At 60.9% G+C, this 25,130-nt stretch carries 27 protein-coding genes; 10 read left to right on the top strand and 17 right to left on the bottom strand.

What is annotated here, in order from left to right; all coding sequences use genetic code 11:
• Position 1: 1 nt before the first annotated feature.
• Together tsaE and DK261_RS01340 are read right to left on the bottom strand one after the other, a co-directional pair.
• On the bottom strand, positions 2-472 hold the full coding sequence (tsaE, locus tag DK261_RS01345; RefSeq protein WP_009041903.1) for a tRNA (adenosine(37)-N6)-threonylcarbamoyltransferase complex ATPase subunit type 1 TsaE: 471 nt from the start codon (positions 470-472) through the stop codon (positions 2-4).
• The gene (locus DK261_RS01340; protein ID WP_110175175.1) at positions 460-1,320 is read right to left on the bottom strand and encodes an NAD(P)H-hydrate dehydratase; all 861 of its coding nucleotides are present in this window, start codon (positions 1,318-1,320) and stop codon (positions 460-462) included. The genes tsaE and DK261_RS01340 overlap by 13 nt, the downstream gene beginning before the upstream one ends.
• 63 nt (positions 1,321-1,383) lie before the next feature.
• Between DK261_RS01340 and queG the strand changes: the two genes are divergently transcribed.
• The gene (gene queG, locus DK261_RS01335; RefSeq protein ID WP_007921396.1) at positions 1,384-2,463 is read left to right on the top strand and encodes a tRNA epoxyqueuosine(34) reductase QueG; all 1,080 of its coding nucleotides are present in this window, start codon (positions 1,384-1,386) and stop codon (positions 2,461-2,463) included.
• On the opposite strand, the gene DK261_RS01330 is transcribed toward queG, so the two are convergent.
• On the bottom strand, positions 2,445-3,059 hold the full coding sequence (locus tag DK261_RS01330) for a trimeric intracellular cation channel family protein (RefSeq protein ID WP_169915460.1): 615 nt from the start codon (positions 3,057-3,059) through the stop codon (positions 2,445-2,447). The genes queG and DK261_RS01330 overlap by 19 nt on opposite strands.
• Positions 3,060-3,228: 169 nt before the next feature.
• A complete protein-coding gene (gene orn / locus DK261_RS01325; protein ID WP_007921399.1) occupies positions 3,229-3,771 on the bottom strand; it encodes an oligoribonuclease in 543 nt (180 codons plus the stop codon).
• 107 nt (positions 3,772-3,878) lie between these two features.
• Between orn and rsgA the strand changes: the two genes are divergently transcribed.
• The 4 genes from rsgA (at position 3,879) to DK261_RS01305 (ending at position 7,001) form a co-directional block, all read left to right on the top strand.
• Positions 3,879-4,910 (top strand): small ribosomal subunit biogenesis GTPase RsgA, encoded by a 1,032-nt coding sequence (gene rsgA, locus DK261_RS01320; RefSeq protein ID WP_009046685.1) that lies wholly within the window; start codon positions 3,879-3,881, stop codon positions 4,908-4,910.
• Between the two features lie 230 nt (positions 4,911-5,140).
• Positions 5,141-5,548 (top strand): TIR domain-containing protein, encoded by a 408-nt coding sequence (locus DK261_RS01315; RefSeq protein WP_038630462.1) that lies wholly within the window; start codon positions 5,141-5,143, stop codon positions 5,546-5,548.
• 2 nt (positions 5,549-5,550) lie between these two features.
• Complete coding sequence (locus tag DK261_RS01310; protein ID WP_038630461.1) at positions 5,551-6,510, top strand: caspase family protein; 960 nt, start codon at positions 5,551-5,553, stop codon at positions 6,508-6,510.
• Positions 6,510-7,001 carry a toll/interleukin-1 receptor domain-containing protein gene (locus tag DK261_RS01305; RefSeq protein WP_038630460.1) on the top strand — a complete coding sequence of 164 codons (492 nt, stop codon included), beginning with the start codon at positions 6,510-6,512 and terminating at the stop codon, positions 6,999-7,001. Before DK261_RS01310 ends, DK261_RS01305 begins: the two co-directional genes overlap by 1 nt.
• A gap of 51 nt (positions 7,002-7,052) precedes the next feature.
• On the opposite strand, the gene motB is transcribed toward DK261_RS01305, so the two are convergent.
• Together motB and motA are read right to left on the bottom strand one after the other, a co-directional pair.
• Positions 7,053-8,069 (bottom strand): flagellar motor protein MotB, encoded by a 1,017-nt coding sequence (gene motB, locus DK261_RS01300; protein WP_038630459.1) that lies wholly within the window; start codon positions 8,067-8,069, stop codon positions 7,053-7,055.
• 3 nt (positions 8,070-8,072) lie between these two features.
• Positions 8,073-8,924, bottom strand: coding sequence for a flagellar motor stator protein MotA (motA, locus tag DK261_RS01295; protein ID WP_007921402.1), 852 nt, complete (start codon positions 8,922-8,924; stop codon positions 8,073-8,075).
• Between the two features lie 166 nt (positions 8,925-9,090).
• Here motA and DK261_RS01290 point away from each other — a divergent pair, with 166 nt between their 5' ends.
• From DK261_RS01290 to DK261_RS01275, 4 genes are all read left to right on the top strand, one after another.
• Positions 9,091-10,629, top strand: a complete 1,539-nt coding sequence (locus tag DK261_RS01290; RefSeq protein ID WP_110175174.1) for an HDOD domain-containing protein — start codon at positions 9,091-9,093, stop codon at positions 10,627-10,629.
• 43 nt (positions 10,630-10,672) lie between these two features.
• Complete coding sequence (gene rhdA / locus DK261_RS01285; RefSeq protein ID WP_038582587.1) at positions 10,673-11,488, top strand: thiosulfate sulfurtransferase; 816 nt, start codon at positions 10,673-10,675, stop codon at positions 11,486-11,488.
• 16 nt (positions 11,489-11,504) lie between these two features.
• On the top strand, positions 11,505-12,365 hold the full coding sequence (asd, locus tag DK261_RS01280; RefSeq protein ID WP_016704504.1) for an archaetidylserine decarboxylase: 861 nt from the start codon (positions 11,505-11,507) through the stop codon (positions 12,363-12,365).
• Between the two features lie 153 nt (positions 12,366-12,518).
• Entirely contained in the window at positions 12,519-13,724 is a 1,206-nt protein-coding gene (locus DK261_RS01275) for an ISL3 family transposase (protein WP_009047489.1), read from the top strand.
• A 438-nt stretch (positions 13,725-14,162) separates the two neighbouring features.
• On the opposite strand, the gene rpoS is transcribed toward DK261_RS01275, so the two are convergent.
• The 8 genes from rpoS to DK261_RS01235 form a co-directional block, all read right to left on the bottom strand.
• On the bottom strand, positions 14,163-15,167 hold the full coding sequence (gene rpoS, locus DK261_RS01270) for an RNA polymerase sigma factor RpoS (protein ID WP_007924026.1): 1,005 nt from the start codon (positions 15,165-15,167) through the stop codon (positions 14,163-14,165).
• 106 nt (positions 15,168-15,273) lie between these two features.
• Positions 15,274-16,107: a peptidoglycan DD-metalloendopeptidase family protein gene (locus DK261_RS01265; protein WP_007924027.1), complete on the bottom strand. Its 834-nt coding sequence runs from the start codon at positions 16,105-16,107 to the stop codon at positions 15,274-15,276.
• Between the two features lie 209 nt (positions 16,108-16,316).
• Positions 16,317-16,952, bottom strand: a complete 636-nt coding sequence (locus tag DK261_RS01260) for a protein-L-isoaspartate(D-aspartate) O-methyltransferase (protein ID WP_172833404.1) — start codon at positions 16,950-16,952, stop codon at positions 16,317-16,319.
• A 41-nt stretch (positions 16,953-16,993) separates the two neighbouring features.
• Positions 16,994-17,743 (bottom strand): 5'/3'-nucleotidase SurE, encoded by a 750-nt coding sequence (surE, locus tag DK261_RS01255; protein ID WP_009047229.1) that lies wholly within the window; start codon positions 17,741-17,743, stop codon positions 16,994-16,996.
• Positions 17,731-18,789: a tRNA pseudouridine(13) synthase TruD gene (gene truD, locus DK261_RS01250; RefSeq protein ID WP_009047228.1), complete on the bottom strand. Its 1,059-nt coding sequence runs from the start codon at positions 18,787-18,789 to the stop codon at positions 17,731-17,733. The genes surE and truD overlap by 13 nt, the downstream gene beginning before the upstream one ends.
• Entirely contained in the window at positions 18,786-19,259 is a 474-nt protein-coding gene (gene ispF / locus DK261_RS01245; RefSeq protein ID WP_007924033.1) for a 2-C-methyl-D-erythritol 2,4-cyclodiphosphate synthase, read from the bottom strand. Before ispF ends, truD begins: the two co-directional genes overlap by 4 nt.
• Positions 19,260-19,311: 52 nt before the next feature.
• Complete coding sequence (gene fghA / locus DK261_RS01240; protein WP_162094495.1) at positions 19,312-20,163, bottom strand: S-formylglutathione hydrolase; 852 nt, start codon at positions 20,161-20,163, stop codon at positions 19,312-19,314.
• Between the two features lie 82 nt (positions 20,164-20,245).
• Positions 20,246-21,358 (bottom strand): S-(hydroxymethyl)glutathione dehydrogenase/class III alcohol dehydrogenase, encoded by a 1,113-nt coding sequence (locus DK261_RS01235; protein ID WP_007924035.1) that lies wholly within the window; start codon positions 21,356-21,358, stop codon positions 20,246-20,248.
• Between the two features lie 106 nt (positions 21,359-21,464).
• Here DK261_RS01235 and DK261_RS01230 point away from each other — a divergent pair, with 106 nt between their 5' ends.
• Positions 21,465-22,361 (top strand): LysR substrate-binding domain-containing protein, encoded by an 897-nt coding sequence (locus DK261_RS01230; RefSeq protein WP_110175173.1) that lies wholly within the window; start codon positions 21,465-21,467, stop codon positions 22,359-22,361.
• Positions 22,362-22,538: 177 nt separating this feature from the next.
• Here the strand turns inward: DK261_RS01230 and ispD are convergent, their stop codons facing one another.
• From ispD to eno, 3 genes are all read right to left on the bottom strand, one after another.
• Positions 22,539-23,246 (bottom strand): 2-C-methyl-D-erythritol 4-phosphate cytidylyltransferase, encoded by a 708-nt coding sequence (ispD, locus tag DK261_RS01225; RefSeq protein WP_041985738.1) that lies wholly within the window; start codon positions 23,244-23,246, stop codon positions 22,539-22,541.
• Complete coding sequence (ftsB, locus tag DK261_RS01220; RefSeq protein WP_007924039.1) at positions 23,243-23,521, bottom strand: cell division protein FtsB; 279 nt, start codon at positions 23,519-23,521, stop codon at positions 23,243-23,245. Before ftsB ends, ispD begins: the two co-directional genes overlap by 4 nt.
• A 172-nt stretch (positions 23,522-23,693) precedes the next feature.
• Entirely contained in the window at positions 23,694-24,983 is a 1,290-nt protein-coding gene (gene eno, locus DK261_RS01215; RefSeq protein WP_009047225.1) for a phosphopyruvate hydratase, read from the bottom strand.
• Positions 24,984-25,130 lie beyond the last annotated feature (147 nt).

Raw genomic sequence — 25,130 nt, 5'->3', positions numbered from 1 at the left:
ATTATTTGAATTCCAACGCCAAAGCGGCACACCAGGCCTCGCCACGCGAGCCTTGCGACAACAAATGCAGGGAACGCCCGCTGTTATGCGGGCTAATGGTAATGGTCAGGTCCGGCTTTGGCAAAAAGCCCGCACCACGCTGGGGCCACTCGATCAGACACAGTGCATCACCCTCCAGGTAATCGCGGATGCCGAGAAACTCCAGCTCCTCAGGATCGACCAGGCGATAAAGATCGAAGTGAAAGGCCCGCACATCGCCGATCTCGTAGGGCTCAACCAGGGTAAAGGTCGGGCTTTTCACTGCACCGGCATGTCCCAGGCCACGGATGAGGCCCCGGGACAGCGTGGTTTTCCCCGCCCCCAGATCGCCTTCCAGAAAGATCACACCCACCCCTTGAGTGACCTGCGCCAGGCGCGCGCCAAAGGCGATCATGGCGTCTTCGTCTGCCAGATACAGGGTTATTTCAGACACGGTGATTGCTCCTCCAGCAACTGACGAATGACCGGAATCAGATCGCTGGCCGCCAGCCCCCGGCCCAATTTACCTTGATGCTCGCCCGCGACGGCATGTAGCCAGACCGCCAGGCAAGCGCTATCGAACGCCGGCACCCCCTGGGCCAGCAGCGCCCCGACCAGGCCAGCCAACACATCCCCCAGCCCCGCCGTGGCCATGGCCGGATGCCCGCGGTCGCAGCGACCCAAGCGGCCATCAGGGCTGGCGACCAGACTTCCGGCGCCCTTCAGGATGGCCACAGCTGTGTATTTTTTGCTCAGCGCTTGAGCGGCGGCCGGACGATCCGCCTGCACCTGCGCAGTGGAAATCCCCAGCAGCCGCGCGGCTTCCCCCGGATGCGGGGTGATCACGCTGCCCGACGGCAAGGTCAAACCGCCTTTGGCCAGCAGATTGAGCGCATCGGCGTCCCAGACCTGGGGCCGTGGCGCATTGGCGGCGGCAGATAAAAGGCTGCGCCCCCAGGCCGCCTGCCCCAGACCAGGGCCCGCCACGATGATCGAGGCCTGCTCCAGCAAGCCCATCAACTGGTTGGCCGAGTCTGTGCCCAGGGCCATGACCTCCGGAACCCGCGCCAGAGCGGCCGCAACGTGCTCGCTGCGCGTCGCCAGAGACACCATCCCGGCACCGCCGCGCAAGGCGCTCTCGGCGCAGAGCAGCGCCGCACCGCCAAAACCGCGATCGCCACCGATCAGCAACAGGTGCCCGAACTGGCCTTTATGGGCGCTTGGCGCACGGGCAGCCAGCCGCGGCAATGTGCCGGGCGTCAGCAGCTGAATGTCGGGTAAAGGGTGTTTTGTCTGCGGCATGCGTCTTCGGGCTCCGATGTCTGGCAGAATTATACGCACCTCAGCCCCGGTTTCTCTCGCCTCATGCCTGCCATTACCACCGATCTGCCCGCCCTCGCCCAATCGATCAAGGATTGGGGCCGCGAGCTGGGCTTTCAGCAAGTCGGCATCAGCGGCCTGGACCTGGCCGAGCATGAACAGCACCTGGAGCGCTGGCTCGAGGCGGGCTACCACGGCGAAATGGACTACATGGGCGCCCACGGCAGCAAACGCTCCCACCCGGACGAACTGGTGCCCGGCACCCTGCGCGTGGTGTCCCTGCGCATGGATTACCTGCCCGGCGACACCCAGATGGCGCAGCGCCTGGCCCAACCGGAAAAAGCCTACGTCTCGCGCTACGCCCTGGGCCGCGACTATCACAAGCTGATCCGCAAGCGCGTGCAGCAACTGGCCGAGCGCATCCAGAAGGAAATCGGCCCGTTCGGCTATCGCGCCTTCGTCGACAGCGCCCCGGTGCTGGAAAAAGCCATCGCCGAACAGGCCGGGCTCGGCTGGATCGGCAAGAACACCCTGGTACTCAACCGCAAGGCCGGCAGCTACTTCTTCCTCAGCGAACTGTTCGTCGACCTGCCATTGCCGGTGGACGAGCCCCACGCCACCGAGCACTGCGGCCGCTGCACCGCGTGCCTGGACATCTGCCCGACCAAGGCCTTCGTCGGCCCTTATGTACTGGACGCCCGGCGCTGCATTTCGTACCTGACCATCGAACTTAAAAACGCCATTCCCGAAGACCTGCGCCCGCTGATCGGCAATCGGGTGTTCGGCTGCGACGACTGCCAGATCGTCTGCCCGTGGAACCGCTTCGCCCGCCCTTCCGGCGAAGGCGACTTCAAGCCACGCCACAACCTCGACAATGCCGAGCTGGCCGAGCTGTTCATGTGGGACGAGGACAAGTTCCTCAGCAGCACCGAAGGCTCGCCGCTACGCCGCGCCGGCTACGAACGCTGGCTGCGCAACCTGGCGGTAGGGCTGGGCAACGCGCCGTCGAGCATTCCGGTGCTGGAAGCCCTCAAGGCCCGTCGGGACTACCCGTCAGAGCTGGTGCGCGAACACGTGGAATGGGCGCTGAAGCAACACGCCAGCCGTCACTGCTCATCGTTGTAGACGAACTTGGGCATTTCCCAGTGAAAACGGATCGCCAGCAGGCGCAGTAGGAAACCGCCGAACAGGGTGATGAGGATCGACTGCTCGCCGGGCAATTGCAGGTAGATGCAGAGCATGTAGCACCAGGCCGCGGCGAACGAGACGCTGGCATACAGCTCGCGACGGAAGATCAGCGGAATATCGTTGCAGAAGATGTCGCGCAGGATGCCGCCGAATACCCCGGTAATCACCCCGCTGACCGATGCCACCACCATGCCGTGGCCCATTTCCAGCGCGGTCATGCAACCGATCAGGGTGAACGCCACCAGCCCCACGGCGTCGAGCACCAGAAACAGCGAGCGCAGGTGGCGCATCAAGGGCGCGATAAAGATGGTCACCAGGGCCGCGACCGAGGTCAGCACCAGGTATTCCGGGTGTTTGACCCAGGTCAGCGGGTAATGCCCCAGCAGCACGTCACGCACCGAACCGCCGCCCAGGGCCGTGACGCAAGCGATCAACACCACCCCGAACCAGTCCATGCCGCGACGGCCGGCGGACAAGGCGCCAGTCATGGCTTCGGCGGTAATGGCAATCAGGTAAAGCATCAGCAGCATGATGGCGGTCCTTACAGGAAGGCGCGCAGTCTACTCAGTTGCTGCTGGCACCAAAAGGGGGCGCCGGCTGGAATTGCTGGGGACCCCGGCGAGCGAACGCGGGCAAGCCTTATGCAAACCTGTAGGAGCGAGGCTTGCCCGCGATGACATCAGAACCGGCGCCATCGAATCATCAGAGCTTGATGAAGTGCTTGCGGTAATGCTGCAGCTCGGCGATCGACTCGCGGATGTCGTCCAGCGCCAGGTGGGTGCTGCCTTTCTTGAAGCTGTCGCGCACGTCCGGCGCCCAGCGGGCCGCCAGTTCCTTGAGGGTGGAAACGTCAAGGTTGCGGTAATGGAAGTAGCTTTCCAGCGCCTTCATATGGCGATACAGGAAACGCCGGTCCTGGCAGATGCTGTTGCCACAGATCGGCGACTTGCCCTTGGGCACCCACTGCTCCAGGAAGGCGATGGTCTGCGCTTCCGCTTCAGCCATGCTGATGCGGCTTTCACGCACGCGCTGGGTCAGCCCAGAGCCGCCGTGCTGGCGGGTGTTCCACTCATCCATGCCGGCGAGAATTTCATCGCTCTGGTGGATGGCGATGACCGGACCTTCAGCCAAGGTATTGAGATTGCTATCGGTGACGATGGTCGCCATCTCGATGATGACGTCGGTATCAGGGTTCAGACCGGTCATTTCCAGGTCGATCCAGATCAGATTCTGCGGGTTTTGCATGTGTGGGCTCCTCGGCGTAGCTGCGCAGTTTAGCCTAGAGGGACCTGCTGGCGTGCTAAACTCGCGGCCGTTTTATCTAACCGCCGCATTCTCGACACGGAACACCAATGGCCAAACGCCAGCTCAATCGTCGCCAAAACTGGCGCATCGAAAAGATTCAAGGCGAACGCGCCGCCCGCGCCGCCAAACGTGAATCCTCTGCCGTGGAAGCACTGGAAGGCGGCGACCTCGGCCCCGAACAGACCGGCCTGGTGATCGCCCACTTCGGGGTGCAGGTCGAGGTCGAGGCGCGCGAGGGCGAACTGGCCGGCCAGGTGTTCCGCTGCCACTTGCGCGCCAACCTGCCGGCGCTGGTGACCGGCGATCAGGTGGTCTGGCGCCCGGGCAACCAGGGCATCGGCGTAATCGTCGCGCAACTGCCGCGCCACACCGAACTCTGCCGTCCGGATAGCCGCGGCCAGCTCAAGCCGGTCGCCGCCAACGTCGACATGATCGTGATCGTCTTCGCCCCGCTGCCCGAGCCCCATGCCAACCTGATCGACCGTTACCTGGTCGCGGCCGAACATGCCGGCATCCGCCCGCTGCTGCTGCTCAACAAGTTCGACCTGATCGACGAGCAGAACGCCCCTGCCCTGAACGCCCTGCTGGCGGTCTATCGGCAACTGGGCTATCCGGTGCTGGAAGTCTCGGCCCACCACGGCAATGGCATGGAACAGCTGCAAGCTCAGCTGGACGGGCGGATCAGTGTGTTCGTCGGCCAGTCTGGCGTGGGCAAGTCGTCGCTGGTGAACAGCCTGCTGCCGGATGTCGAAACCCGCGTCGGGCCTTTGTCGGAGCTGTCCGGCCAGGGCACCCACACCACCACCACCGCGCGCCTGTTCCACTTCCCGGGCGGCGGCGAACTGATCGACTCCCCGGGGATTCGCGAATTCGGCCTGGGCCACGTCAGCCGCGCCGATGTCGAAGCGGGTTTCATCGAGTTCAACGACCTGCTGGGCACCTGCCGCTTCCGTGACTGCAAGCATGACCGCGAACCGGGCTGCGCCCTGCTCAAGGCCCTGGAAGACGGGCGGATCCAGCAGCAACGGATGAACAGCTACCGCTCGATCATCGCCAGCCTGCCGGATAGCAGCTACTAAAAAGACATAAGTAACTTCGCAAGCATGCGAAGTTACTTATTCGGCACCCTGTAAAAACCCCGATGATAGACAACTTCCTGTAGGAACTATCCAACACACAAACAAGGAAGTATCTGCTTTCAGCTTGCGACCTTGTTAGCTGCAATTGTTCCAATACATTCAACTCCTCGCCATGTCGTCATTCAGGCGATGCGGACACGCATCAATATTGCGCTATCGAGGACCCATCCATGCAAACTTACCACCTATTCATCAGCCATTCTTGGAGCTACTCCGACAAGCATGACAGGCTGGTGGAGATGCTCAACGACCAACCCGGCTTCAAGTTCAAAAACTTCTCCGTGCCCTGGCAAGACCCTATCGTCGGCGCGCATACAGACAAGCAACTTGAGGAGGCCATCGAAAACCAGATACGTCCCTGCTCGGCCGTATTGATCATGGCTGGCATGTATTCCACCTACAGCAAGTGGATCAACAAAGAAATCGCAATTGCTCAGCGTCTGGGCAAGACCATCATCGCCATCAAACCGTTTGGCGCCGAGCGGATTTCCACGGTGGTGCGCGATGCTGCCCATGCCGAATGTGCGTGGAATACCAAAAGCATTGTTAGCGCAATTCGTTTGCATACGGCGGTGTAAGTATGCGCAAGGCATTGTTTATCGGAATCAATAACTACACACATATAAGTCCGCTGAGCGGCTGCAATAACGACGCCATTGCCATGGCCTCAATACTGGAGCGTCACGCAACTGGAAAACCAAACTTCAAAAACCACGTTTTAACTTCCGCAGAAGAAAACCTGACGCGTCGAATGCTCGAAGAAAGTATCAAGGAGCTGTTTTCCGGCGACTGTAACGTCGCACTGCTGTACTTTGCCGGCCATGGCAACTTCGATAAGAGCATCGAAGAAGGCATGCTGATTCCGCAGGACTACAAAACCAGCCACGATGGCATTCGTATCAGCGATATCCTGCAATGGGCCAATGAAGCAGAGAAGATCAAGAACAAGGTCATCATTCTCGACTGCTGCGAATCAGGCGCTGCCGCAGAAGCCCGCGGCCTGAGGGGCGGTGCCAGCGTCATCGGCGAAGGCATGACCATTCTGACCGCCTGCAAGAAAGCCCAGCCTGCCATGGAGCAGAGCGGCCACGGGGTCTTCACCGGGTTACTGTTGCAAGCCTTGCACGGCGGTGCCGCCAACGTCCTGGGCGCAATCACTCCCGGCAGCCTCTATTCGTTCGTCGACAATGCGCTGGGGGCCTGGGAACAGCGGCCGGTATTCAAGACCAACGTCTCCCAATTCATCGCCCTGCGCGAAGTCCCTCCACTCATCCCGGAAGAAATCCTGCGCAAGCTGCCCGACTGGTTTCCCGAAGCCCAATCGGTATTCGCCCTCGCCCCCAGCTACGAACCCACGGACCCATCGTTCGACCCCGAGCACGGCGACATTTTTTCCCAACTGCAAAAGTGCAACCGACACAGCCTGATCGAACCGGTGGACGCCGAACATATGTATTACGCCGCCATCAACTCCACAGGCTGCCGCCTCACCGCACTCGGCGCCTACTATCGCGAACTGGCAATCAAAGGACATTTCTGATGCCTGTATTTATCAGCTACCGACACACCGACCGTCCTCAGGCCATGAGCATCAACAAACGTCTGGAGGACGCCAGCATCAAAACCTACCTCGATGTACTGGATCTGGAATCCCAGAGCACAGAAGACATCACCGGAGTCATTACCCGCAATATCACCGAATGCACGCATCTGCTGGCAGTGGTGTCGGACAGGACCGCGCAGTCCTGGTGGGTACCATTCGAGATCGGTGAGGCGACCATCAGTAATCGACGGATCTGCTCGTTCAAGACCAGCACCAGCGAATTACCGGAATACCTCGACAAATGGCCGAAGCTGACCAAAGCCAGCGACATCGATTTTTTCATCGAAGCCTACCGAAACGAATCGGCCCTCAAACGCTCGTTCTCGCTTGAGTCCGTGAACGGAAGCGAATCCCAGCGTGCCGTCAACAGAAGCAACGCCGACCGTTTCCATACAGAACTCAAGGCCAGGATCCGCCGAGGTTATTGAGTTTTCTGACGCCCACAAAAAAGCCGACATTTCTGTCGGCTTTTTTGTCAATCACTGCTTCGGTGGCTCAGCTGGTTTCGGTGCAGCGTCGTCGAAGATATTCAGGCGCTCGCGCAGCTCATGGGCCGGGAGCGGCTCCTGCTCCGGCGGCAAGGCGTTCGGGTCGACCGGCACTTCGCCCGGGGCGCCCTGGCCCTGGGTTGGAGCCGGAGCCTCGGGAGCGACTTCACCTTCGATCGCGCGCTGGGCCTTCTTGGTCAGAACCACGATGTCGATACGCCGGTTGATCGGGTTGAACGGGTTCTTGCGATCGAACAGCGACGACGAGGCATAACCCACCACGCGAGCCACCTGACCGTCCGGATAGCTGCCCGCCACCAGCGCCCGACGCGCGGCGTTGGCACGGTTGGCCGAAAGCTCCCAGTTACCGAAATCTCCGGTGCCCGCGTAAGGTTTGGCATCGGTGTGACCGCTGATGCTGATCTTGTTCGGCACCGCCTTGATGGTGTCGGCCATGGCCAGCAGGATGTCCTCGAAGTACGGCTTCAGGCGTGCACTGCCGGAGTCGAACATCGGCCGGTTTTCCGAATCGATGATCTGGATACGCAGGCCGTCCGGAGTGATCTCGAACAGGATCTGGTCCTTGAACTTCTGCAATTGCGGGTTTTCTTCGACCTTGTTCTGCAACTCCTGCAGCAACAGCTCCAGACGCTCTCTTTCCACCTGCTCGGCCATGCTCTCGACCTGATCGGTATCGACCGTAACCTTGTCCGGCTGCGGCTGCGACTTGATCTCGGGGTTGAGCGTGTTTTCCGGCGCCAGCTCGGGAGAACCGCCCAGGTCGATGATGTAGGGCGTGCCGCTTTCCGAGAAGCCGATCGGGTCCTTGAAGTAACCGGCGATGGCGATCTTCTGTTCCGGGGTGGCGGTGGATAACAGCCACAGCACCAGGAAGAACGCCATCATCGCCGTGGCGAAGTCGGCGAAGGCGATCTTCCACGCCCCGCCGTGATGTCCGCCGGCAAAGCGCTTGACGCGCTTGATGATAATCGGCTGATTGTTTTCCATGGCTTAGCGACCGCGAACCGCTTGTTCCAGCTCGGCGAAGCTCGGACGGTGCGCCGGGTACAGCACCTTGCGCCCGAACTCCACGGCCAGCGATGGCGGCATGCCGGAAGCCGAGGCCACCAGGGAGGCCTTGATGGCTTCGTAGACGTTCAGCTCTTCCTTGGCGTCGTGCGCCAGGGAATGAGCCAGCGGGCCGAAGAAGCCGTAGGCCGCGAGAATACCGAAGAAGGTACCGACCAGCGCCGCACCTACGTGCAGGCCGATGGACTTCTGGTCGCCATCACCCAGGGACGCCATGGTCACCACGATACCCAGTACTGCCGCGACGATACCGAAACCCGGCATGCCGTCGGCGATGCCGTTGACCGCATGGGACGGATGCTCGAGGTCTTCCTTGAGGCTGAACAGCTCCATGTCGAACAGGCCTTCCAGCTCGTGGGGAGCCATGTTGCCGGAGGACATGATGCGCAGGTAGTCACAGATGAACGCGGTCATGCGCTCGTCTTTGAGCACGGATGGGTACTTGGCGAAAATCGGGCTGGCGGCGGCATCTTCGATATCGCCCTCGATCGCCATCATGCCTTCGCGGCGGCTCTTGTTGAGGATCTCGTAGATCAGCCCCAGCACTTCCAGGTAGAAGGTCTGGGAAAAGCGCGAACCAAACATCCCCAAGGACTTCTTGAGCACGTGCATGGTCATGTAGCCGGGGTTCGCCTGCAGGAACGCCCCCAGCGCGGCGCCACCGATAATCAGCACCTCGAAAGGCTGGATCAGGGCGGCAATCTTGCCGTGAGAAAGCACGTATCCGCCGAGCACGCTCGCGAACACGACGATGATGCCGATAATTTTAGCCATAGGTAGGAAGGTACTTACTGAGTCGGGTTCAAGGTCATATTCGGAAGTTCTTAAAACTCTTCTTCTACTTATCGGCAAAACTGCGCCAGACTATAGGCCGTTAAGGCGAAAAGCCAGTTTGGCCCGCTCTGGGCGTGTTTACAGCAGACGATGATTGCGCCCAGCCATGTCTAATAAAACGACAGTCCCAACTACCGCCCCCCACTCCCTCGAATCCTGGATAAAGCTGCTTGACGCGGTCCGTTTGCCGGTGCCGCAAGCCAGCCACGACCGGGTCTGCAAAGCCATCAGGGACAATCGCAGCTCGTTGCGCGACATTGCCGACCTGATGCAGGACAGCCCCGCGCTGGCCTTGAGCGTGATTCGCGAAGCCAATCGCCACACCCACGGCAGCATGGGCGAGCCGGCCGAGAACCTCGAGGTTGCCCTCAACCGCCTGGGCCTCGCGCGTACCGAAGAATTGCTCGCCCGCCTGCCTGCCCAGCCCGAACAGGAGATCCCGGTCGGACTGCGCCAGTTGCAACTGATCAGCCAGCACGCGACCCAACAGGCCAACGGCTTTTTTGCCAGTCGCCTGGCCAGGCTCTGGCAGGACATTCACTGGGGCAGCCTGCTGTTTCTCTCGCCACTGTGGCCCTTGGCGCTGACCTATCCAAAACTGCTCGAAGAGTGGGAGCTGCGGGTCGTCCACAAGGCCGAACCGGCCCAGGAGGTCGAGCAGCAACTGTTCGGTGTCGGCCTGCTTCAGCTGGGCCAGGCCCTGGTGGAGATCTGGCACTTGCCGATCTGGGTACAGCAAGGCTACCGCCTGTTGATCGACGAGCAGGAGCAATTGGTCAAGGCCCTGCATATCGCCCGGGACAACGCCCACCCGCTGCACCAGCAACAATGCCTGGATGCCGATCCGGCCCTGCAGCACTGGCTGAACCAACCGGCCAACAGTGTGTTGCTGGCCAACGCCCTGGCCCTCTCGGCGCAAGAGTCCTGGACCGGCCCGCACTGCATGCGCTGGCAATACCTGACCAGCCTGTATCTGCAGATGCCGATGGACGAGCTGCAACAACAGCTGCACCAGCAAGCCGCGCAGAGTGCCCGGCATCACCGCATGCCCGACCTGTGGCATCCGGCCGAGGCGCTGCTCTGGCCTTGGGAGGCCCGGGGCGTGCATCGCGGCGAGCTTCCAGTGCCCGCACCAACCGCCGAAGACCTGGCCAAGTGGCGCAAGCAGTGCAGCGAATTGCTGGTGGAACCCAGCCGTTTCAGCAATGCCATGCACCTGACCACCTTTGCCCGCGACGCCCTGGTGGCATGTGGCATGCGCCGGGTGATGCTGCTGATGGTCGACCGCACGCGGACCCAGTTGCGGGTGCATCAGATCGCCGGGCTGCCTGCGCCAGCCTCGAGCCTGATGCTGACGATCAGCCAGAGCAGCGTACTGCAGCGGCTGCTGGACGCCCCGGCGCAAGTACGCCTGACGCCGACCAACAACGCCCAGTTCTCCGCCCGCCTGCCCGCCAGCCTGCGCACGCTGTTTCGTGGCGAGCATCTGCTGATGCGCTCGGTGCCCAGCAATGGCCGGGTGATCATGCTGATCGTCGCCGACCAGGGCGGCCAGCCCTTCTCGGAAATCTCCGTACAGGCGTTCGGCAAGACCGCCCAATGCATCGAAAAGGCCCTGCACAGCTTTACCAACCGCAGCCGCTGACGCTTGCGCTACAATCCTCCCCTTTGTGCCCTGGAGACCTCACATGCCTGACTTCTCTGGCTTGCCGCTGGTGATCGAGCCGAGCGACCTGCTCCCTCGCCTGGACGCCCGCGAACTGATCCTGGTGGACCTGACCAGCGCCGCCCGCTATGCCGCGGGCCACATCCCCGGCGCGCGCTTCGTCGACCCTAAACGTACCCAGCTCGGTCAGGCACCGGCGCCCGGGCTGATGCCACCACAGGCGGCCCTGGAAGCCCTGTTCGGCGAACTGGGGCATAACCCGGATGCTGTCTACGTGGTCTACGACGACGAAGGCGGCGGCTGGGCCGGGCGCTTCATCTGGTTGCTGGATGTCATCGGCCACTCCCGTTACCACTACCTGGACGGCGGGCTATTGGCCTGGCTGGCGGACGGCCTGCCGGTCTCGAGCGAAGTCCCGGCAGCCGTTGGCGGCCCTGTCGCCCTGACCCTGCACGACGAGCCGACCGCCACCCGCGAATACCTGCAAAGCCGGCTTGGCGCGGCCGACCTGGCGATCTGGGATGCTCGCGGCCCGCTGGAGTACTCGGGGGAGAAAGTCCTCGCCGCCAAGGGTGGGCACATTCCCGGCGCGATCAACTTCGAGTGGACGGCGGGCATGGACCAGGCGCGCAACCTGCGGATCCGCAGCGACATGCCGCAGATCCTCGAACAGCTCGGCATCAGCAAAGACAAAGAAGTGATTACCCACTGCCAGACTCACCACCGCTCTGGCTTCACCTACCTGGTGGCCAAGGCGCTCGGTTATCCGCGGGTCAAAGGCTATGCCGGTTCCTGGGGCGAATGGGGCAACCACCCTGACACGCCCGTAGAGATTTAAGGTTTAAGGACAGTTAATGAAAAAGCGTTTGTTTATCCTCAGCCAGTACCTGCTGCCTCACCACCTGCTGTCGCGCCTGGCCGGCTGCATTGCCGAGTGCCGCGTGCGCTGGTTCAAGAATGCCTTCACCGCCTGGTTCGCCAAGCGTTATCAGGTGGACATGTCGCAAGCACTGGTGGAAGACCTGACCGCCTACGAGCACTTCAACGCCTTCTTCACCCGCGCCCTGAAAGACGGCGCCCGCCCGCTGGACCAGACGCCGGGCGCGATCCTCAGCCCGGCCGACGGCGCGGTCAGCCAGCTCGGCCCGATCGAACACGGCCGGGTATTCCAGGCCAAGGGCCACAGCTTCAGCGTGCTGGAACTGCTGGGTGGCGATTCGGCCCTGGCGGCTCCGTTCATGGGCGGCGACTTCGCCACCATCTACCTGTCGCCGAAGGACTACCATCGCGTGCACATGCCGTTGGCCGGCACCCTGCGGGAAATGGTCTACGTGCCAGGGCGGATCTTCTCGGTCAACCAGACCACCGCGGAAAACGTGCCAGAGCTGTTCGCCCGCAACGAGCGCGTGGTGTGCGTTTTCGATACCGAGCGCGGCCCGATGGCCGTGGTATTGGTGGGCGCGATGATCGTAGCCTCGATCGAAACCGTCTGGGCCGGCCTGGTGACTCCGCCGAAGCGCGAACTGAAGACCGTACGCTACGACGAAGCCGCCCGCGCACCGATCCACCTGGAAAAAGGCGCCGAATTGGGCCGCTTCAAGCTGGGCTCCACCGCGATCGTGCTGTTCGGGCCGGAGCAAGTGCAGTGGGCCGAAGAACTGGCGGCCGGCTCGCCAGTACAGGTGGGCCAAGGCATGGGCCTACCCAAGGCCTGAGCTTTGGGCATAAAAAGCTGGACATAAAAAAACGCCGCAGATCGCGGCGTTTTTTTTGGTTCTTCACGGAATTCCGGGAAACACAGAAACAAGAACGCCGATTTGATTGATGATGTTCGTGCGAGCAAACACATCTAAAAAACCGGCGTTCTTATGCACGATATTAATACTTTCCTTCCTTTTTGGGAGGGCTTTTCTGTCGTCACGATCAAGCCTGATGGTGATGCCCTACAGATCGATCTGACGCCCCACACCACCCGATTCCCTTCCTGTGGTGGATGCCAAAAGCCCTGTTCAACCACTCACGAGTATTGCGAGCGAGTCGTTCGTGATTTGCCCATTCTCGGCCGTGCAGTGCGCCTCAGCGTTTTGCTCAGACGTGTTGGCTGTCGTGACTGCGGCAAACGCATGGAGACTGTCAGTTGGCTGGATCGCTATGCCCGTATGACGCGCCGCTTGGCCGATGCGGTGATTCAAGCCTGCGAACGCCTTCCCACGTTACACGTGGCTCAACTGTTTGGGTTGCATTGGGACACCGTTCGGCTGCTAGAGCGTCGCGCCTTGCAAACGGCATTGAGCGATCTGCCGAAGGCGCAACCACGGCGTCTGGTGATGGACGAGTTCGCTCTGTTCAAGGGCCATCGTTACGCCAGTGTGGTGCTGGATGCGGATACACGACGAGTGCTGTGGATCGGCGAAGGCCGCAGCCGTGCGGCGGTCAGGCCGTTCTTCGAAGAGTTGGGACCAGAGGGTTGCGCCCGAATCGAAGCGGTGGCGATGGACATGAACACCGCTTTTGACCTGGAGGTTCGCCGGCACTGCCCCAAAGCGCGCGTGGTCTACGACCTCTTCCATGTGGTGGCCAAATATGGCCGAGAGGTGATTGATCGGGTCCGCGTTGACGAGGCTAATCGACTACGCCACGACAAGCCTGCTCGTAAGGTCATCAAGCAAGCGCGATGGCTACTGCTACGCAATCCACAGAATCTGAAAACGCCGGAACAACAGGTTCACTTGCAGGATTTACTGGCGGCCAACCAAGCGTTGATGACGGTCTACTTGATGAAGGCTGAACTCAAAACGCTCTGGACGCCGAATACCGCTTGGAGCTGGAGATCGGCCTGGAAGCAATGGTTGCGCCATGCTCATGAAAGCGAAATACCGGCACTGATCCAGTTCGCCAAACGGCTAAAGAGTTACTGGCGGGGCATCGTCAGCCGCGTTCGCTGGCCGATGCACACCGGTCAGCTGGAAGGAATAAACAATCGCATAAAGGTCATCAAACGAATGGCGTACGGTTACCGGGATAGCGAATTCTTTTTCATGAAGATCAAGAGCGTCTTTCCCGGTATTCCGTGAAGAACCAAAAAAAAGGGGCGGTATGACCCGCCCACCTTTTTTCCCTAGTCCCTGTGTTCCTTTTCATCGTCCTGATGAATCGCATCCTGCGATGTCCTGACCATCATCCTTGATGGCTGTGTCTATCCGTCGACACAGGGCTGATATTAGAGAGTTTCCATGACAGAGCAATGGCACTGACAGCTATAAAAAGTGTCGAACACCGTTCTATACCCTAGAATAAGTTCTTATTAATCAATAAGATAACCAAAAACCTCAGATCAAATAGACAACTTTCATACCGCATAAAAACCGAACACTTACGAAAGAGTAAGCCTTTACTTACATGCTCTTTCAGCTATTGAACGCGCGCCTGCCTATTTCATCTGACTCCTATCGATCACCCAATAAAAAGCCCCGAACATGTCGGGGCTTTTCACGGCAGGATTGCTCGTACCGTTACTGGAACAGCGACTCGCTGGAGAGGCCGTTCTTCTCGAGGATCTCACGCAGACGCTTGAGACCTTCGACCTGGATCTGGCGTACCCGCTCTCGGGTAAGCCCGATCTCCAGGCCCACATCTTCCAGGGTGCTGCTCTCGTGGCCGCGCAAGCCGAAGCGGCGAACGACCACTTCACGTTGCTTGTCGGTCAATTCGGAAAGCCACTGATCGATGCTTTGCGACAGGTCGTCATCCTGCAGCAGCTCGCACGGATCGGTAGGACGATCGTCGGTGAGGGTGTCCAGCAGGGTTTTATCCGAATCCGGACCCAGCGAGACGTCGACTGAAGAAACCCGCTCGTTCAAGCCCAGCATGCGCTTGACCTCACCTACCGGTTTCTCCAGCAGGTTGGCGATTTCTTCAGGGGAGGGTTCATGGTCGAGTTTCTGTGTCAGCTCCCGTGCTGCCCGCAGGTAGACGTTGAGCTCTTTGACCACATGAATCGGCAGCCGGATAGTCCGGGTCTGGTTCATGATTGCCCGTTCGATGGTTTGACGGATCCACCAGGTGGCATAGGTCGAGAAGCGGAAACCGCGCTCCGGATCGAACTTCTCCACCGCCCGGATCAAACCGAGGTTGCCCTCTTCGATCAGGTCCAGCAGCGAAAGCCCACGATTGACATAACGCCGGGCGATTTTCACCACCAGACGCAGGTTGCTTTCAATCATGCGCTTGCGCCCGGCCGGATCGCCACTTTGCGACAGACGCGCAAAATGAACTTCTTCTTCCGGAGAGAGCAATGGGGAAAAGCCGATTTCATTGAGATACAACTGCGTCGCGTCGAGCGCTCGCGTGTAATCAATGTACTTGTGTTGTTTCAATGAAGCGGAGTGTTTGGATTTGGCACGAACTGAAGGTACAGCAGATCCCTCATTCGACATCGAATCAGTGGCGATATCCGTCTCCATAAGGAGAACTTCATCGTCGATGTCAAACTCCGGCACTTCTTTACTGAGAGCCATTGTTATAGTCCTTTGGTGAGTTCGACCTCAGGCTCAAGCGACGCCTTTATCCTTGGCAACGCTGGAACCTGTTCCCTCTACGTGACGGAACAGGCTTGGTAACGGATCAACGACGTGGCAGGAATTGCAGCGGATCTACAGGTTTACCTTGTCGGCGAATCTCAAAGTGCAGTTTCACCCGGTCTGTACCAGTTGATCCCATTTCGGCAATTGTCTGTCCGACTTTGACCTGCTGCCCCTCCCGAACCAACAGCCTACGGCTGTGGCCGTAAGCACTGACGTAGGTATCGCTGTGTTTGATGATGACCAGTTCGCCGTAGCCCCTTAAGCCACTCCCGGCGTAAACCACCGTCCCATCAGACGCAGCTAAAACAGGCTGTCCCAAATCCCCGGCGATATCAATGCCTTTATTCAAACTACCGTTTGAAGAGAATTTTCCAATCAGAATACCGTTCGCAGGCCAGCCCCAGCCCTTTGGCGCGGGGCCTGCAGGCGGTAATGGAGCCGGCGCGGGCTGGCTCGCAATCGTTGGCGCGGCACCTGCCGGACGACGAATTACTGTGGTTTTACTTGAAGAAGATGCACTGGAAGCCGACTTTGTAACCACCGCTGTCGGTGCCGAACCCGAGCGGCCGTCGAAGCGGATGGTCTGCCCCGGGTGAATGGTGTACGGCTCGGCAATATTGTTGCGCGCGGCCAGGGCCTTGTAATCCCAGCCATAACGGAAGGCGATCGAAAACAGGGTGTCGCCGCGACGAACCGTGTACTGCCCCGTGGTCACTGTCGGGCGCTGCGGTACCGCACTGGTGCGATCGACGACCCGGGCGCTGCTCGACTTATTGCTCGAACACCCGACCAACAGAGAACTCAAGACAAGGCCAATCACCAGTCGCTGAAAGCTTGTTGTACCCATACGCTGCGCAATGACTGTGAGACTCACCCGCCGCTCCCTTTGTGGTGGTTGAAGATAAATGGTGCCTGGCTCAGGCATGAAATGTCGCAAGTATAACCGGCCACCCGCGCTTTACTCCCGGTAAAGCGAAATCGGCAGGTACCGGCATATCGATCATGGTTCAAGGTTGCTTAACCGATTGATCAAGCTGTAAGACCAAGCCGATCAAACAGAATTCACCCGCTCCAAACAAATGCTCAGGCCAACGGCCCGTTGAGCAAGGGAACGAAGCGAACCGCGCCGAGAACCTGCCGCGAAAACCCCTGCTCTTCACGAATGACCAGCATCAGTTGCTGCACTTCGCCGGCCCCGACCGGAATCACCATCCGGCCACCCGGCGCCAACTGGTCCAGCAGGGCCTGAGGGATGTCGGTGGCGACCGCCGTCACGATGATCCCGTTGTACGGCGCCAGCGCCGGCCAGCCTTCCCAGCCGTCGCCCCAGCGGAATACCACGTTGCGCAGGTTCAGCTCGACCAGACGTTCCTTGGCCCGATCCTGCAACACCTTGATGCGCTCGACCGAGAACACCCGCTCCACCAGTTGCGACAACACCGCTGTCTGGTAGCCCGAGCCAGTGCCGATCTCCAGCACCTTGTCCAATGGGCCGGCCGCCAGCAGCAACTCGCTCATGCGCGCCACCATATAAGGCTGCGAGATCGTCTGGTTGTGCCCGATCGGCAAGGCCGTGTCTTCATAGGCGCGATGCGCCAGGGCCTCGTCGACGAACAGATGCCGCGGCGTACGCCGAATGACTTCCAGCACCTGGGCGTTGGACAGGCCTTCATCGTAAAGACGCTGGATCAGGCGTTCGCGGGTACGCTGGGAAGTCATCCCGATACCGCGACGCAACAAATCGTCCTGTTCGCGAGCCATCAGCGCAGCCCCTCCAGCCAGCCATCAAGACTTCTGAAAGCATCGTTGAAGGTGCGATCGAGCTGCAACGGCGTGACCGAGACATAACCCTGCATGATCGCGTGGAAGTCCGTACCCGGGCCACCGTCCTCGGCGTCCCCCGCCGCGGCGATCCAGTAACCGGCCTTGCCGCGCGGGTCGACCGTCTTCATCGGCGCCGCCGCACGGGCGCGATGGCCCAGACGAGTCAGCTGAATGCCGCGAATATGATCGAGGGGTAGATTGGGAATGTTCACGTTCAGCACGGTACGTGGTGGAAGGTCCAGCTGCCCATGGGCCTCGACCAGTTTGCGGGCGAAATAGGCCGCCGTCGGCAGATTATCCACCTGACGCGAGACAAACGAAAAGGCAAATGCCGGAAGCCCCAGAAAACGCCCTTCCAGGGCCGCGGCGACAGTACCGGAATACAGCACGTCGTCACCCAGGTTCGCCCCGAGGTTGATTCCGGATACGACCATGTCCGGATCGCGTTCCAGCAGCCCGTTGAGGCCCAGGTGCACGCAGTCGGTGGGGGTGCCATTGATACTGATGAAACCGTTACTCAAGGTGTGCGGGTGCAACGGCCGGTCGAGCGTCAGCGAGCTGCTGGCGCCACTTTTGTCCTGGTCCGGGGCGATCACCACACACTCGGCGTAATCCGCCAGCGCAGCATGAAGCGCGGCGAGACCGGGTGCTGTTACACCATCGTCGTTAGAAATCAGAATACGCATGGGCTGTCCGTCTGCCCCACCGGCACCAGATCGACGAGTTCACGCACCAATACGGTGGCGAAGCATCCGGCCGGCAGGACGAATTCCAGTTGCAGAATGTCAGGCTCGGGATAATGCCACGTCAACCCGCCAATGGGCAGCCGCAGGATGCGACGTTCGTGGCTCATTCCGGCTTTAATCAACCAATCGCGCAGATCCGCTTCGTCGCCAGCCACCTGCTGTTCCAGCAGTTGGGTCGCTCCCGCGGCAGGCGATTCGCCTTCGCCCCACTGCGGGCCGGTCGGGTGCAAGTCGAGGATGGCCAGGCGCGGATCGCTGCATTCGGCTTCGCCGGCCGGGAAAAAACTGCGGCTGTCGGTGAAGGCCAGCAGGTCGCCGACCTGGGCCCGCTGCCAGCTGCCATCGGCCACACGCGCCGCCAGCACCCGGTTGAACAGATAGCTGCGCGCGGTGGAAAGCAGCCGCGAACGCACGTTGCGCTGTTCCGGCAAGGCCTTGCGGGCGGCCCAATCGCGGGCATCGACCAGGTTGCCGCCGTTATGGCCAAAACGCTGGGCGCCGAAATAATTGGGGATGCCGTGCTTGGTGATCGATTGCAGGCGCTCTTCGATCCCCGCCTTGTCTGCCTTCAATTCGGTCAGGCGCAGGGTAAAGCCGTTGGCCGCATGGGCGCCGCGTTGCAGCTTGCGCTTGTGGCGGGTCAGCTTGAGGATCTTCAGCGTGTCGTTTTCAGCCGCCGACAGATCGGGGTCGGCCTTGCCAGGCAGTTGGATGCTGAACCACTGCCGGGTCAGCGCCTGGCGATCCTTCAAGCCGGCATAGCTGACGGTGCGCAACGGCACGCCCGCGGCCTTGGCAATCCGCCGCGCCGCTTCTTCGGTGTTCAGGCCGCGCTTTTCCACCCACAACCACAGGTGTTCGCCCTCGCCGGTCAGAGGGATGTCCAGGACTTCGTCGACCTGGAAGTCTTCGGCGGTGGCCTTCAGTACCGCGCTGCCCAGGGCTTCGCCATAGGCCCGCGGGCCCAACAGTTGCAGTTCGTTCATGCGCGCAGCAACAAGGCAACGGAATGTACGGCGATGCCTTCTTCGCGCCCGACGAAGCCGAGCTTTTCGGTAGTGGTGGCCTTGACGTTCACTTGATCCAGCTCGACTTGCAGATCCGCGGCAATCAGCGCGCGCATCGTTTCAATATGGGGGGCCATCTTCGGCGCCTGGGCCACGATGGTGTTATCGACGTTGCCGACCTTCCAGCCCTTGGCATGGATCAGTGCGACGACATGACGCAACAGCGCACGGCTGTCGGCGCCCTTGAACTGCGGATCGGTGTCCGGAAAATGTTTGCCGATGTCGCCCAGCGCGGCCGCACCCAGCAAGGCATCGCTCAGAGCGTGCAGCAGCACGTCGCCGTCGGAGTGGGCGAGCAGCCCGAAGCTGTGTGCAATCCGCACACCGCCCAGAGTGATGAAATCGCCTTCAGCGAAACGGTGCACATCGTAGCCGTGGCCAATACGCATAAAAAAACGCCCTGATTGAGTCAGGGCGTGATTCTACCTGCTTTGGCGGACATTAGCCGCTCAGAGCGCGCGCATGATGCTGCAGGTGGTCGCCAATGAAGCTGGCGATAAAGAAATAGCTGTGGTCGTAGCCGGGTTGCAGACGCAACGTCAGCGGATGACCCGCGGCTTTCGCCGCCTGTTGCAGCACTTCGGGCTTGAGCTGATTGGCCAGGAAATCGTCACGATCGCCCTGGTCCACCAGCAACGGCAGCTTTTCGCTGGCCTCCTGGATCAGCACGCTGGCATCCCATTCGCGCCAACGGGAACGCTCTTCGCCCAGGTAGCGGGAAAAGGCTTTCTGCCCCCACGGGCAATCCATCGGGTTGCTGATCGGCGCGAAGGCCGATACCGACTGGTAGCGCCCCGGATTGCGCAACGCGCAGACCAGAGCCCCGTGGCCGCCCATGGAGTGCCCGCTGATGCCACGCTTGTCCGAGGCCGGGAAATGCGCCTCGACCAATGCCGGCAGCTCCTGCACCACATAGTCATGCATGCGGTAATGCTCGGCCCAGGGCTGCTGGGTGGCATTCAGGTAGAACCCGGCCCCCAGGCCGAAGTCCCAGGCGCCATCCGGATCGCCCGGCACGCCAGGGCCACGCGGGCTGGTATCCGGCGCGACGATGATCAACCCCAGTTCGGCGGCCAGGCGCTGGGCGCCGGCCTTTTGCATGAAGTTCTCATCGGTGCAGGTCAGGCCGGACAACCAGTACAGCACCGGCAGCTTGCCACCCTGCTCCGCCTGTGGCGGCAGGTACACGGCAAACACCATGTCGCAGCCCAGCACCTCGGAATGATGCTTGTAGCGTTTGTGCCAGCCGCCGAAGCTTTTCTGGCAGGACAGGTTTTCCAGACTCATGGGCATTTCAGCCGCAGGCTTCAAGCTTCAGGCTGCAAGTTGGCGGTGATCGCTCTCGCAGCTTCTGCTTGCCGCTTGCCACTGCTCCTTAGAAATGAATGACGGTACGGATGCTCTTGCCTTCGTGCATCAGGTCGAAGGCCTTGTTGATGTCCTCCAGCCCCATGGTGTGGGTGATGAAGGTATCCAGCGGGATTTCGCCGCTCTGGGCCATTTCCACATAGCTTGGCAACTCGGAACGGCCACGCACGCCGCCGAACGCCGAACCGCGCCAGACACGGCCGGTCACCAGCTGGAACGGACGGGTGGAGATTTCCTGGCCGGCACCGGCCACGCCGATGATCACCGACTCGCCCCAGCCCTTGTGGCAGCACTCCAGCGCGGCACGCATCAACTGCACGTTGCCGATGCACTCGAAGGAGAAGTCCACGCCGCCGTCGGTCATGTCGACGATGACCTCCTGGATCGGCCGGTCGAAGTCTTTCGGGTTCACGCAATCAGTGGCGCCCAGCTGTTTGGCGATTTCGAACTTGGCCGGGTTGATGTCGATGGCGATGATCCGGCCAGCCTTGGCTTTCACCGCGCCAATCACCGCCGACAGGCCGATACCGCCCAGGCCGAAGATCGCCACGGTGTCGCCGGCCTTGACCTTGGCGGTATTGATCACCGCACCGATCCCGGTGGTGACGCCGCAACCCAGCAGGCAGACTTTTTCCAGAGGCGCTTCTTTAGGGATCTTGGCTACCGAGATTTCCGGCAACACGGTGTACTCGGAAAAGGTCGAGGTGCCCATGTAGTGGAAAATCGGCTGGCCTTTATAGGAGAAACGAGTGGTGCCGTCCGGCATCAGGCCCTTGCCCTGGGTGGCGCGGATCGCCTGGCACAGGTTGGTCTTGCCCGACAGGCAGAATTTGCACTTGCCGCATTCCGGGGTGTACAGCGGGATCACATGATCGCCCACGGCCACCGAGGTCACGCCCTCGCCGATGGCCTCGACCACGGCACCACCTTCGTGACCGAGGATCGACGGGAAGATGCCTTCCGGGTCGGCCCCGGACAGGGTGTAGGCGTCGGTATGGCAAACGCCGGAAGCAACGACCCGCAACAACACCTCGCCGGCCTTGGGCATGGCGACATCGACTTCAACGATCTCAAGGGGTTTCTTGGCCTCGAAGGCAACGGCAGCGCGCGACTTGATCATCCTGGGTCTCCAGCGAATAAAAACGAGACAGGGAGTGTAAAACAGCGCCTGGCGATGAATAATCCGGACAAAAGCAAAACATTATTGCTGTACAGGGATAATCGTCATGAATGAAAACCGCTGGGAAGGTATCGATGAGTTCGTTGCCGTGGCCGAGTGCAGCCAGTTCACTGCCGCCGCGGAACGCCTCGGGGTGTCGTCTTCCCATATCAGCCGGCAGATCGTCCGCCTGGAAGAACGGCTGCAGACCCGCCTGCTGTATCGCAGTACCCGCCGGGTGACCCTGACCGAAGCCGGGCAGACTTTCTTGCAGCATTGCCAGCGCCTGCAGGATGGACGCGAAGAGGCGTTGCGCGCCGTCGGCGACCTGACCAGCGAACCCAAGGGCATGCTGCGCATGACCTGCGCAGTGGCCTATGGCGAACGGTTTATCGTGCCGCTGGTCACCAGTTTCATGGGGCTTTATCCGCAACTGCGGGTGGATATCGAACTGAGCAACCGCCCTTTGGACCTGGTGCATGAAGGCCTGGACCTGGCGATCCGTCTTGGTCGCCTGCAGGATTCACGACTGGTGGCGACCCGCCTGGCGCCGCGTCGCATGTACCTTTGCGCCTCGCCGTCCTACCTGGAGCATTATGGTCGCCCCCACAGCTTGTCGGAGTTGAGTCGGCACAACTGCCTGATCGGCAGCTCGGACATCTGGCAGCTGGAGCAGGACGGCCGCGAGTTCTCCCAGCGGGTGCAAGGCAACTGGCGCTGTAACAGCGGGCAGGCTGTGCTGGATGCGGCGCTGCAGGGGGTTGGCCTCTGCCAGCTACCGGACTATTACGTGCTGGAGCATCTGCATCAAGGCACCCTGATTTCCCTGCTCGAGGCGCATCAGCCACCGAATACCGCGGTGTGGGCGCTGTATCCGCAACAACGGCATCTGTCGCCCAAGGTGCGCAAGCTGGTGGACTATCTCAAGGAGGGGTTGGCCAAGCGGCCGGAGTACAAGGATTGATCCGTAGACGCTGCCCCAGGCTGCGATAGGCTACGCAGTAGCCGTTATAGCGGAATAGCGGAATAGCGGACAACAGGGTCGATCAGTTTGAAGTACAGGATGACGGCAAAAAGCGCGTCCCGTTCCGGGCCGATCGCAGCCTGCGGCAGCGGCTACAGGGACCAGCGAAACCTAAGATCAGCGGCGATTGGCCCAACGCTGGCGTAGCCACTCCAGATCTTCCGGACGGGTCACCTTGAGGTTGTCCGAACGCCCTTCGATCAGGCGCGGTGCCTGGCCGGCCCACTCCATTGCCGACGCCTCATCGGTAATCGCCACATCCGCCACCAGGCTGTCGGCCAAGGCGCGATGCAAGGCGCCAAGACGGAACATCTGCGGCGTATAGGCTTGCCAGATCAGGCTGCGATCCACGGTTTCCAGCACTCGGCCGTGCTTGTCGATCCGTTTCAGGGTGTCACGGGCCGGCACCGCGAGCAGGCCGCCCACGGGGTCATCCGCCAGCTCGCTCAGCAACTTGTCCAGGTCATCCCGGGACAGGTTCGGCCGTGCGGCATCGTGGACCAGCACCCAGTCATCATCCGCAGCGCCCTGGGCGTGCAGATGGAGCAAGGCATTGAGGACCGATCCGGAACGCTCCGCGCCGCCTTCGACCCGCTGGATCCGCGGGTCGTGGGCACAGGCCAGGGTCGGCCAGTAAGGATCGTCAAGCGCCAGGCTGACCACCAGCCCCTTCAGGGAAGGATGGTCGAGGAAACAGCCGAGGCTGTGTTCGAGAATAGTGCGCCCGCCCAGTTGCAAGTATTGCTTGGGACGGTCCGCGGCCATGCGGGCACCGACGCCCGCGGCAGGAATCACGGCCCAGAAGGCCGGTAGAGACTGAATCATTGGGCCAACTGGTAGAGGGTTTCGCCCTCCTTGACCATGCCCAGTTCATGACGAGCCCGCTCTTCCACGGTCTCCATGCCTTTCTTCAATTCCATGACTTCCGCGTCGAGTACACGATTGCGCTCCAGCAGGCGCTCGTTTTCAGCGCGCTGATCGGCAATTTGCTGAGTCAGGTCGGTTACCTGCGCCAAGCTGCCATTCCCCACCCAGAGGCGGTACTGCAGGCCAGCCAGCAGCAAGAGCAAGACGAGGAACAACCAATTGGGACTGCGCATCGAATATCGGGTATCCAGTGAAAAAAGACAGCCATGCCAACAACTTCGAACCTACTGACAGCACGAAGCCTGGAAGAACCAGGCTTGTGCTCTTAAGGCATCAGATTAGTGGCAAAAACCTCGCTGATGCGATTTTTCTGACCCAATCCGGTGTCTTTGTACCATCTACCGCTTAACCGCGAAACTCGCTGCGGCCGTTGTACTTGGCCTTGCCATTCAATTGCTCTTCGATACGCAGCAATTGGTTGTACTTGGACACGCGGTCGGAACGGCACAGCGAACCGGTCTTGATCTGGCCAGCCGAGGTGCCCACGGCCAGGTCGGCAATGGTCGAATCTTCGGTTTCGCCGGAACGGTGCGAAATCACTGCGGTGTAACCGGCAGCCTTGGCCATCTGGATGGCTTCCAGGGTTTCGGTCAGGGTACCGATCTGGTTGAACTTGATCAGGATCGAGTTGGCGATCTTCTTGTCGATGCCTTCTTTCAGGATCTTGGTGTTGGTCACGAACAGGTCGTCGCCCACCAGCTGGGTCTTCTCGCCGATCTTGTCGGTGAGGATCTTCCAGCCAGCCCAGTCGGACTCGTCCAGACCGTCTTCGATGGAGATGATCGGGTAACGCTCGGTCAGGCCCTTGAGGTAGTCGGCGAAACCTTCAGCGGTGAACACCTGGCCTTCGCCGGACAGGTTGTACTTGCCGTCTTCGAAGAACTCGCTGGCTGCGCAGTCCAGAGCCAGGGTCACGTCGGTGCCCAGCTTGTAACCGGCGTTGGCCACCGCTTCGGAGATCACTTTCAGGGCGTCTTCGTTGGAAGCCAGGTTCGGTGCGAAACCACCTTCGTCACCTACGGCGGTGCTCAGGCCACGGGCCTTCAGCACGGCTTTGAGGTGATGGAAAATCTCGGTGCCCATGCGCAGGCCTTCGGAGAAGGACTTGGCGCCAACCGGCTGCACCATGAATTCCTGGATGTCGACGTTGTTATCGGCGTGCTCGCCACCGTTGATGATGTTCATCATCGGCACCGGCATCGAGTAGACGCCCGGTGTGCCGTTCAGGTTGGCGATGTGCGCGTACAGCGGCAGGTCCTGGTCCTGTGCTGCTGCCTTGGCCGCGGCCAGGGACACGGCGAGGATCGCGTTGGCGCCCAGGGTTGCCTTGTTTTCAGTACCGTCCAGCTTGATCATCGCCTGATCGAGGGCCTTCTGGTCGCTTGGGTCTTTACCCAGCAGCAGGTCACGGATCGGACCATTGATGTTGGCTACGGCCTTCAGTACGCCCTTGCCCAGGTAACGGCTCTTGTCGCCATCACGCAGCTCCAGCGCTTCACGCGAGCCGGTGGAAGCACCGGACGGCGCGCAGGCGCTGCCGATGATGCCGTTATCGAGAAGCACGTCCGCTTCGACGGTGGGGTTGCCACGGGAGTCGAGAACTTCACGACCTTTGATGTCGACGATTTTTGCCATTGTTGTAAACACTCCAAAGTTGACGAAAACGACGCAGCTGAAGGGAATCTCTTTACCGTCGGCAAGCAGGGAACAGGGGGCAGACTTGCGGACGATAAGGCTCAGGCCCGCGGGCCTGAGCATTTAATCGTGCGGTACTTTACCGGA

The sequence above is a fragment of the Pseudomonas sp. RW409 genome (genome assembly GCF_003184125.1).
Taxonomy (GTDB): Bacteria; Pseudomonadota; Gammaproteobacteria; order Pseudomonadales; family Pseudomonadaceae; genus Aquipseudomonas; species Aquipseudomonas chlororaphis_I.
This window is presented reverse-complemented; position numbering and strand designations above follow the sequence as displayed.

Coding starts and splice junctions, on each gene's coding strand:
- DK261_RS01340 (WP_110175175.1), bottom strand. CDS start 1,320: ATGCCGCAGACAAAACACCCTTTACCCGACATTCAGCTGCTGACGCCC.
- queG (WP_007921396.1), top strand. CDS start 1,384: ATGCCTGCCATTACCACCGATCTGCCCGCCCTCGCCCAATCGATCAAG.
- orn (WP_007921399.1), bottom strand. CDS start 3,771: ATGCAAAACCCGCAGAATCTGATCTGGATCGACCTGGAAATGACCGGT.
- rsgA (WP_009046685.1), top strand. CDS start 3,879: ATGGCCAAACGCCAGCTCAATCGTCGCCAAAACTGGCGCATCGAAAAG.
- DK261_RS01315 (WP_038630462.1), top strand. CDS start 5,141: ATGCAAACTTACCACCTATTCATCAGCCATTCTTGGAGCTACTCCGAC.
- DK261_RS01310 (WP_038630461.1), top strand. CDS start 5,551: ATGCGCAAGGCATTGTTTATCGGAATCAATAACTACACACATATAAGT.
- DK261_RS01305 (WP_038630460.1), top strand. CDS start 6,510: ATGCCTGTATTTATCAGCTACCGACACACCGACCGTCCTCAGGCCATG.
- motB (WP_038630459.1), bottom strand. CDS start 8,069: ATGGAAAACAATCAGCCGATTATCATCAAGCGCGTCAAGCGCTTTGCC.
- motA (WP_007921402.1), bottom strand. CDS start 8,924: ATGGCTAAAATTATCGGCATCATCGTCGTGTTCGCGAGCGTGCTCGGC.
- DK261_RS01290 (WP_110175174.1), top strand. CDS start 9,091: ATGTCTAATAAAACGACAGTCCCAACTACCGCCCCCCACTCCCTCGAA.
- rhdA (WP_038582587.1), top strand. CDS start 10,673: ATGCCTGACTTCTCTGGCTTGCCGCTGGTGATCGAGCCGAGCGACCTG.
- asd (WP_016704504.1), top strand. CDS start 11,505: ATGAAAAAGCGTTTGTTTATCCTCAGCCAGTACCTGCTGCCTCACCAC.
- DK261_RS01275 (WP_009047489.1), top strand. CDS start 12,519: ATGCACGATATTAATACTTTCCTTCCTTTTTGGGAGGGCTTTTCTGTC.
- rpoS (WP_007924026.1), bottom strand. CDS start 15,167: ATGGCTCTCAGTAAAGAAGTGCCGGAGTTTGACATCGACGATGAAGTT.
- DK261_RS01260 (WP_172833404.1), bottom strand. CDS start 16,952: ATGACTTCCCAGCGTACCCGCGAACGCCTGATCCAGCGTCTTTACGAT.
- surE (WP_009047229.1), bottom strand. CDS start 17,743: ATGCGTATTCTGATTTCTAACGACGATGGTGTAACAGCACCCGGTCTC.
- truD (WP_009047228.1), bottom strand. CDS start 18,789: ATGAACGAACTGCAACTGTTGGGCCCGCGGGCCTATGGCGAAGCCCTG.
- ispF (WP_007924033.1), bottom strand. CDS start 19,259: ATGCGTATTGGCCACGGCTACGATGTGCACCGTTTCGCTGAAGGCGAT.
- fghA (WP_162094495.1), bottom strand. CDS start 20,163: ATGCCCATGAGTCTGGAAAACCTGTCCTGCCAGAAAAGCTTCGGCGGC.
- DK261_RS01235 (WP_007924035.1), bottom strand. CDS start 21,358: ATGATCAAGTCGCGCGCTGCCGTTGCCTTCGAGGCCAAGAAACCCCTT.
- DK261_RS01230 (WP_110175173.1), top strand. CDS start 21,465: ATGAATGAAAACCGCTGGGAAGGTATCGATGAGTTCGTTGCCGTGGCC.
- ispD (WP_041985738.1), bottom strand. CDS start 23,246: ATGATTCAGTCTCTACCGGCCTTCTGGGCCGTGATTCCTGCCGCGGGC.
- ftsB (WP_007924039.1), bottom strand. CDS start 23,521: ATGCGCAGTCCCAATTGGTTGTTCCTCGTCTTGCTCTTGCTGCTGGCT.
- eno (WP_009047225.1), bottom strand. CDS start 24,983: ATGGCAAAAATCGTCGACATCAAAGGTCGTGAAGTTCTCGACTCCCGT.